Below are 6439 nucleotides of genomic sequence, written 5' to 3' on the forward strand. Positions count from 1 at the left end.
TATTCTGTAGAATACGGAATCTGCTATGACCCAACTTGCATCTTCTGCACCAGCGGCGCGCTTCGCATGGTGGAAACCCTTGCTGTTCCTCGCCGTCGTCGTCATTGGCCTGTGGTACGTCAAATGGCAACCCTATTACGGCAAAGCCTTCACAGCGGCTGAAACCCATTCAATCGGCATATCCATTTTGGCGAATGCCGCGGATTCACCGTGGCGCGCGGCGCTGGATTACGCGATGGTTTACTTCCTCGCCGTCTGGAAAGCCGCAGTGCTGGGTGTGATTTTGGGATCGCTGGTACAGGTGCTGATCCCACGCAACTGGCTGCTGCGCCTGATGGGCAACTCGCGGTTTGGATCGACGCTGATCGGCACCGGTTTAGGCTTGCCGGGGATGATGTGCACCTGTTGTGCCGCGCCGGTGGCGGCGGGTTTGCGTCAGTCGCAGGTATCCAGCGGGGCGGCGATGGCCTTTTGGCTGGCCAATCCGCTATTAAATCCCGCCACGTTAATCTTTATGGGATTTGTGCTGGGTTGGCACTTCGCGGCGATTCGGCTGGTGGCGGGCGTGATCATGGTGCCAGGCATTGCATCGCTGGTGCAGCGTAGCGTGCCAGAACAAACCATTGCCGCGCCCATGGTGATGGCTGCCGACAGCGAGCAGCCGTTTCTGACTCGCTGGCTGCGCGTGATGTGGCGGCTGTTCTGGAACACCATCCCGCTGTATATCGTTGCCGTGCTGTTATTGGGTGCTGCGCGAGTCTGGCTGTTCCCGCATGCCGATGGCGCAGTGGGCAACACGCTGTTTTGGGTGATGCTGATGGCGATAGCGGGCTGTTTGTTTGTCATTCCCACCGCTGCAGAAATTCCCATTGTACAGACCATGATGCTGGCGGGCATGGGGATCGCGCCTGCGCTGGCGCTGCTGGTAACCTTACCCGCCGTGAGTGTGCCATCGCTACTGATGCTGCACCGTGCCTTCCCGGCGCGCGCGCTGTGGATCGCGCTGATTGGCGTGGCGCTGAGCGGTATGATCCTCGGTACGATCGCCCTGTGGCTGACGTAAATACCAGATCTTCTGATTGCGGCTGCCGCGCCATAGCAGCCGCGCATCTTTCTCCGCTTCCACAAACCGCCCGTCGATCAGCACATCAATTTCATCCACCACTTCACGCTGTGCCGCGCTCAGTTCCGCCATCTCATAGCCGGTCCACAGCCAGATATCTTTGTCCGGGCATTCACGCCGCACGCGTTTCACCAGACGACGGATGTGCGGCACATTGTGCGGATGCAGGGGATCGCCGCCGCTGAGCGACAACCCCTGGCGCGGAATGCGCTGATCCTTGAGATCGGCAATCAGCTGCTCCTCCATCTCCAACGTAAAAGGGACGCCGGAATCGAGGCGCCAGGTACTTTGGTTATAGCAGCCACGGCACTGATGTTCACAACCCGAGACAAACAACGTGCAGCGCGTGCCCGGCCCGTTGACGATATCGACGGTGTAATAGCGATGAAAACGCATCATCCCAGCTGTCCGGTATCCAGATGTTTAACGCGGCGCTGTACCTCTTCCTGCTTACCGGCATTGAACGGCCGCGCATCAGGGCTGCCCAGATAGCCACAAACACGGCGCGTGACGGAAACCCGTGCCGGATCGTGGTTACCACAGCACGGACAGGTAAAGCCTTTGCTGGTGCAACTGAATTCACCTGTAAAGCCGCATTCGTAGCACTCATCGATGGGCGTATTGGTGCCGTAATAGGGCACGCGGTGATAGCTGTAATCCCACACATCCTCCAGCGCCTTGAGGTTGTGTTGAATATTGGGGTATTCGCCGTAACAGATGAAGCCGCCATTGGCGATGGCGGGATAGGGCGCTTCAAAATCGATCTTGTCGTAGGGATTTACTTTCTTTTCGACGTCGAGGTGGAAGCTGTTGGTGTAGTAGCCTTTGTCGGTGACGCCCGGCACCACACCAAATTCGGCGGCATCGAGACGACAGAAGCGATCGCAGAGATTCTCGCTTGGCGTGCTGTACAGGCTAAAACCGTAGCCGGTCTCGTCTTTCCACGCATCCACAGCAGCACGCAGTCGCTGCACAATCGCCACACCTTTTTCCCGCAGGTGCTGCGCATCATACGGATGGACTTCATTGCCGCTCAGCGCGTTCAGCGTTTCATGCAGGCCGATGTAGCCGAGCGAGATCGAAGCACGGCCGTTGCGGAAAATCGCGCCGACTTCGTCATCAGCGTTCAAACGTACGCCACACGCGCCCTCCATGTAGAGAATCGGTGCTACGCGTGCTTTGGTTTTCTCCAGCCGGGCGATGCGCGTCATCAATGCCCGTTTAGCCAGTTCAAGCCGTTCATCCAGCAGCAGCCAGAAATGAGCTTCATTCCCTTTGGCTTCCAGCGCGATACGCGGCAGGTTCAGGCTTATGACCCCAATATTGTTGCGCCCTTCGTGAATCTGCTTACCGTTTTCTTCATACACGCCGAGGAAGCTGCGGCAGCCCATCGGGGTTTTGAACGAACCGGTGACTTCCACCACCTTGTCGTAATTGAGAATGTCGGGATACATGCGCTTGCTGGCACACTCCAGCGCCAGCTGTTTGATGTCGTAGTTAAAATCACCGGGACGACGATTCACCCCTTCGCGGATGGCAAATACCAGTTTCGGGAACACCGCAGTTTTATGGTTTTTCCCCAACCCTGCGATGCGATTACGCAGAATCGACTGCTGAATCAGGCGCGCGGCCCAATCGATGCCGAGACCAAAGCCAAAGGTGACAAACGGCGTCTGCCCGTTGGCAGTGTGCAGCGTGTTGACCTCATATTCGAGAGACTGGAATGCGTCATAACACTCTTTCTCGGTGCGCACGCGCGCATAGGCTTCCGCATCCGGGATCTGCCACTGCTGTGCCACGGCGCGATGTTTCTCCAGACTAAGCGTCACAAACGGCGCCAGCACTTCATCAATGCGGTTGATGGTGGTACCACCGTAAATATGGCTGGCGACCTGCGCAATAATTTGTGCTGTCACCGCCGTCGCGGTGGCAATGGATTTTGGCGGCTCGATTTCGGCGTTGCCCATCTTGAAGCCGTTGTTCAACATGCCCTGAAGATCGATCAACATGCAGTTAAACATCGGGAAAAATGGCGAATAGTCGAGATCGTGGTAATGAATCTCGCCGCGCTCATGCGCCAGCACCACATCACGCGGCAGCAGTTGCTGCTGGGCATAATGTTTGGCAACGATGCCTGCCAGCAAATCGCGCTGGGTGGGGATCACTTTGCTGTCTTTGTTGGCGTTTTCGTTGAGCAGCGCGGCATTGGTTTGTTCAACAAGGCCGCGAATGGCGTGATGCAGTTTGCCACGCTGTTCACGGGCTAAATCACGGTCATGGCGATATTCGATATAGGCGCGCGCCAGCTGCGGCCAGCGTCCGGCCATCAGCGTCTCTTCCACTGCGCACTGAATGTCACGGATATCGACCTCAATGCGATCGGACAATCGCTGGCTCACTTGCTCTGCGACTTGTGTGCACCAACTCGCATCATCAATCTGAGCAGCTTGCGCCGCCGCCTGAACCGCTAGCGCAATACGCTGCGCTTCAAACGGCACTTTACAGCCGTCTCGCTTAATCACCACCGCCGCCATTTTCTCTCCGTGAAACTATATGTAGATATTTGTGCAGAGTGTAATCGCAATATGTGGTGTTTTGGCTGAAATTAATTGCGTTGTTTTTGACCTGCCGCAAAGAAGACATAACGAAGATTGAAAGCCGCACAATGGTAAAGCGGACTAAACTTCAAAAGTTTTAAGCAGACCAAACTTCGAACTTTTACAACTTGATTTGCGAAGCGAAGCAGGTTTAATGATTTTTTTTTGCCTATTTTTGGCCCGTCATTTAATTACAAGGATGCCTTACATGCCTCTGCAACGAACGCTGCTCGCCTGTTGTTTATCCCTGACTTTTTCCGCTGTTGCCGCCCCCGCCTCTGATCTGCCTTTAATGCCCTGGCCGCAAAAAGTGGTGCAGCCTGCCAGCGGCGGCGCATTGACGCTGACACCGCAATTCACGCTGCATATTACGGGCGATCATCTGGAGGGGGCTGAAGCGCGCTGGCGTGCACGTATTTCACGTCAAACCGGTTGGCCGCTGCTGCCCGCCAGTGCGCCGAGCGACCAGGCCACCATTCAGGTACAAATTGCCCAGGCAGTGGATCCCCTGCCACAGCCGGACAGCGATGAGAGCTATCATCTTGAGGTCAACAGCGGCGGCGTGACGCTAAAAGCCAACACGCGTTTCGGTGCGATGCGCGGCATGGAAACGCTGCTGCAGCTGATTGAGAATAATGAGACGGGAACGCAGATTCCTTACGTCACCATTGACGATAAACCACGCTTTCCGTGGCGCGGGGTGCTGATCGATTCGGCGCGCCATTTCCTGCCAATTGAAACGGTGAAGCGGCAGATCGACGGTATAGCCGCAGCGCGAATGAACGTATTCCACTGGCATCTGACCGATGATCAGGGCTGGCGCTTCGCTTCCAATCATTACCTGCAGTTGCAGGAGAAAGCCAGCGATGGTCTTTACTACACGCAGCAGCAGATGCGGGATGTGGTGCGTTACGCCACCCAGCGCGGCGTGCGCGTGGTGCCAGAAATTGATGTGCCGGGGCACGCCTCGGCGATTGCAGTGGCGATGCCAGAGCTGCTCAGTGCGCCGGGCCCGTACCAGATGGAACGCGGCTGGGGCGTGTTTAAACCGCTGCTCGATCCCAGCAACGAAGCGGTCTTCACCTTCATCGATACGCTAATGGGCGAGGTTACGACGATCTTCCCCGATCCTTATATCCATATCGGCGGCGATGAAGTGGATCCGACCCAATGGAATGACTCGCCGAAAATTCAGCAGTTTATGCGTGACCATGGTCTGAAAGACACGCACGCATTACAGGCGTGGTTCAATCAGCGGGTGGAGAAGATCCTGGAAGCGCATCAACGTCGCATGATTGGCTGGGATGAGGTTTACCATCCGGATCTGCCGAAAAGCATTTTGATCCAGTCCTGGCAGGGACAGGATGCGTTAGGTGAGGTGGCGAAGCACGATTTCCGTGGCATTCTCTCAACCGGTTTCTATCTCGATCAACCGCAAACCGCAGCCTACCACTACCGCAACGAGCCCTGGCCGCAGGGACTCCAGGGTCAGGATCAGATTCAAGCCGACGAGCAAGCGCAGAGCTGGCAGTTCACCATGCCGCGTTTGAAGGGCAGCCCGGTCAAAGGCAGTTTCACTCTGGTGGAAACTAAAAGCGGCTGGCGTGGCTTTATTGATTTCAGCGGCAAAGCGCGGCGTATGGTGAGTGATATTCGCTGGCTGTCGCCCACGCAGTTGACCTTTAGCGTCGATACCTGGATGGGGCCGTTTCAGCCAATGGTCACTCTGACGCAGGACAAACTGACCGGTTACATGCTGGTGGGCAATGTGCGCTATCCCGCTGAGGGCAGCAAGCTGGCACAGGTGCCGACTGGTATTCAGCCTTCAGTGCCAACGCCTGAGCAAATGCAAAACAACCTGATTGGCGGTGAAGCAGCGCTGTGGGCGGAAAACGTCAACAGCCGGGTAATTGATACGCGTTTATGGCCGCGTGCCTTTGTGGTGGCTGAGCGTCTGTGGTCGGCGAAGGATGTCACCGACAGCGACAACATGTACCAACGCTTAAACGCGGTGGATCGCTGGGGCACGGTGTCGGTGGGATTACAGCAGCATCAGCAGGCGGAGGTGCAGATGATGCGACTGGCCAACACCAGCGATATCACGCCGCTGCGCGTGCTGGCGGAGGTGCTGGAACCGGCGCAGTATTACACGCGTCAGCACCTGAAATTCCAGGCAGGGCACTATGACTATTTCGAGCCGCTCAATCGTCTGGCGGATGTACTGCCTGCCGAAAGCGAACCGGTGCGGTTACTGGATAAACAAGTCGATGCACTGATCGCCAACCGCGAGGATCGCATGGCGGCCAACGTTATTCGTCAGCAGTTACAGCGCTGGCAGAACAACAGTGACGCGGTGATGCCGCTGATTCTGAGCAGCTATCAGCTCAAGCCGCTGCAGCAGCAGGTTCAGCAGGTGGCGCAACTGAGCCGCATGGGCATCGATTTGGTCAATGCGATGCAGCGTAATCAGGCATACGGTGCCAGCGAAGTGGCTGAGATGCGCGCCAAACTGGACGCTGCGGCAGAAGTGCAGGATGAAACGGTGCTGGCGTTGGTCAGGCCGCTGGAGAAGTTGTTGAGGTCGTCTAAATAAATGGATGCGCGACCAATGAAGTGAACCCCGAAAGTTGGACACCATTCCAACGAGTAGGGGGAACTACAATGAGCAGTCGTAAGCATTCACCGGAATTTAAAAAACAGGCCGTTCTGCATCTTCTCA

The 6439-nt window shown here is 56.5% G+C and carries 3 protein-coding genes and 1 pseudogene; 2 read left to right on the forward strand and 2 right to left on the reverse strand.

Annotated elements, in window-relative coordinates; genetic code table 11:
* The first annotated feature begins 25 nt into the window (after positions 1–25).
* Positions 26–1063 carry a permease gene (locus WFP70_RS22245; RefSeq protein ID WP_160833912.1) on the forward strand — a complete coding sequence of 346 codons (1038 nt, stop codon included), beginning with the start codon at positions 26–28 and terminating at the stop codon, positions 1061–1063.
* On the opposite strand, the pseudogene nrdG reads toward WFP70_RS22245, so the two are convergent.
* Positions 1058–1522 (reverse strand): annotated as a pseudogene (gene nrdG, locus WFP70_RS22250) (anaerobic ribonucleoside-triphosphate reductase-activating protein); the annotation flags it as partial. The gene WFP70_RS22245 and the pseudogene nrdG overlap by 6 nt on opposite strands.
* The gene (nrdD, locus tag WFP70_RS22255) at positions 1519–3657 is read right to left on the reverse strand and encodes an anaerobic ribonucleoside-triphosphate reductase (protein ID WP_337024439.1); all 2139 of its coding nucleotides are present in this window, start codon (positions 3655–3657) and stop codon (positions 1519–1521) included. The gene nrdD and the pseudogene nrdG, both read right to left, overlap by 4 nt.
* A 271-nt stretch (positions 3658–3928) precedes the next feature.
* Here nrdD and WFP70_RS22260 point away from each other — a divergent pair, with 271 nt between their 5' ends.
* On the forward strand, positions 3929–6313 hold the full coding sequence (locus tag WFP70_RS22260) for a beta-N-acetylhexosaminidase (protein ID WP_337024440.1): 2385 nt from the start codon (positions 3929–3931) through the stop codon (positions 6311–6313).
* Positions 6314–6439: the final 126 nt, after the last annotated feature.

This window comes from Pantoea sp. USMM079 (genome assembly GCF_037153115.1).
Taxonomy (GTDB): domain Bacteria; phylum Pseudomonadota; class Gammaproteobacteria; order Enterobacterales; family Enterobacteriaceae; genus Pantoea; species Pantoea communis.

What these genes read in the sequence shown, in the direction of transcription:
- WFP70_RS22260 (WP_337024440.1), top strand. Translation starts at nt 3,929, where the DNA reads ATGCCTCTGCAACGAACGCTGCTCGCCTGTTGTTTATCCCTGACTTTT.
- WFP70_RS22245 (WP_160833912.1), top strand. Translation starts at nt 26, where the DNA reads ATGACCCAACTTGCATCTTCTGCACCAGCGGCGCGCTTCGCATGGTGG.
- nrdD (WP_337024439.1), bottom strand. Translation starts at nt 3,657, where the DNA reads ATGGCGGCGGTGGTGATTAAGCGAGACGGCTGTAAAGTGCCGTTTGAA.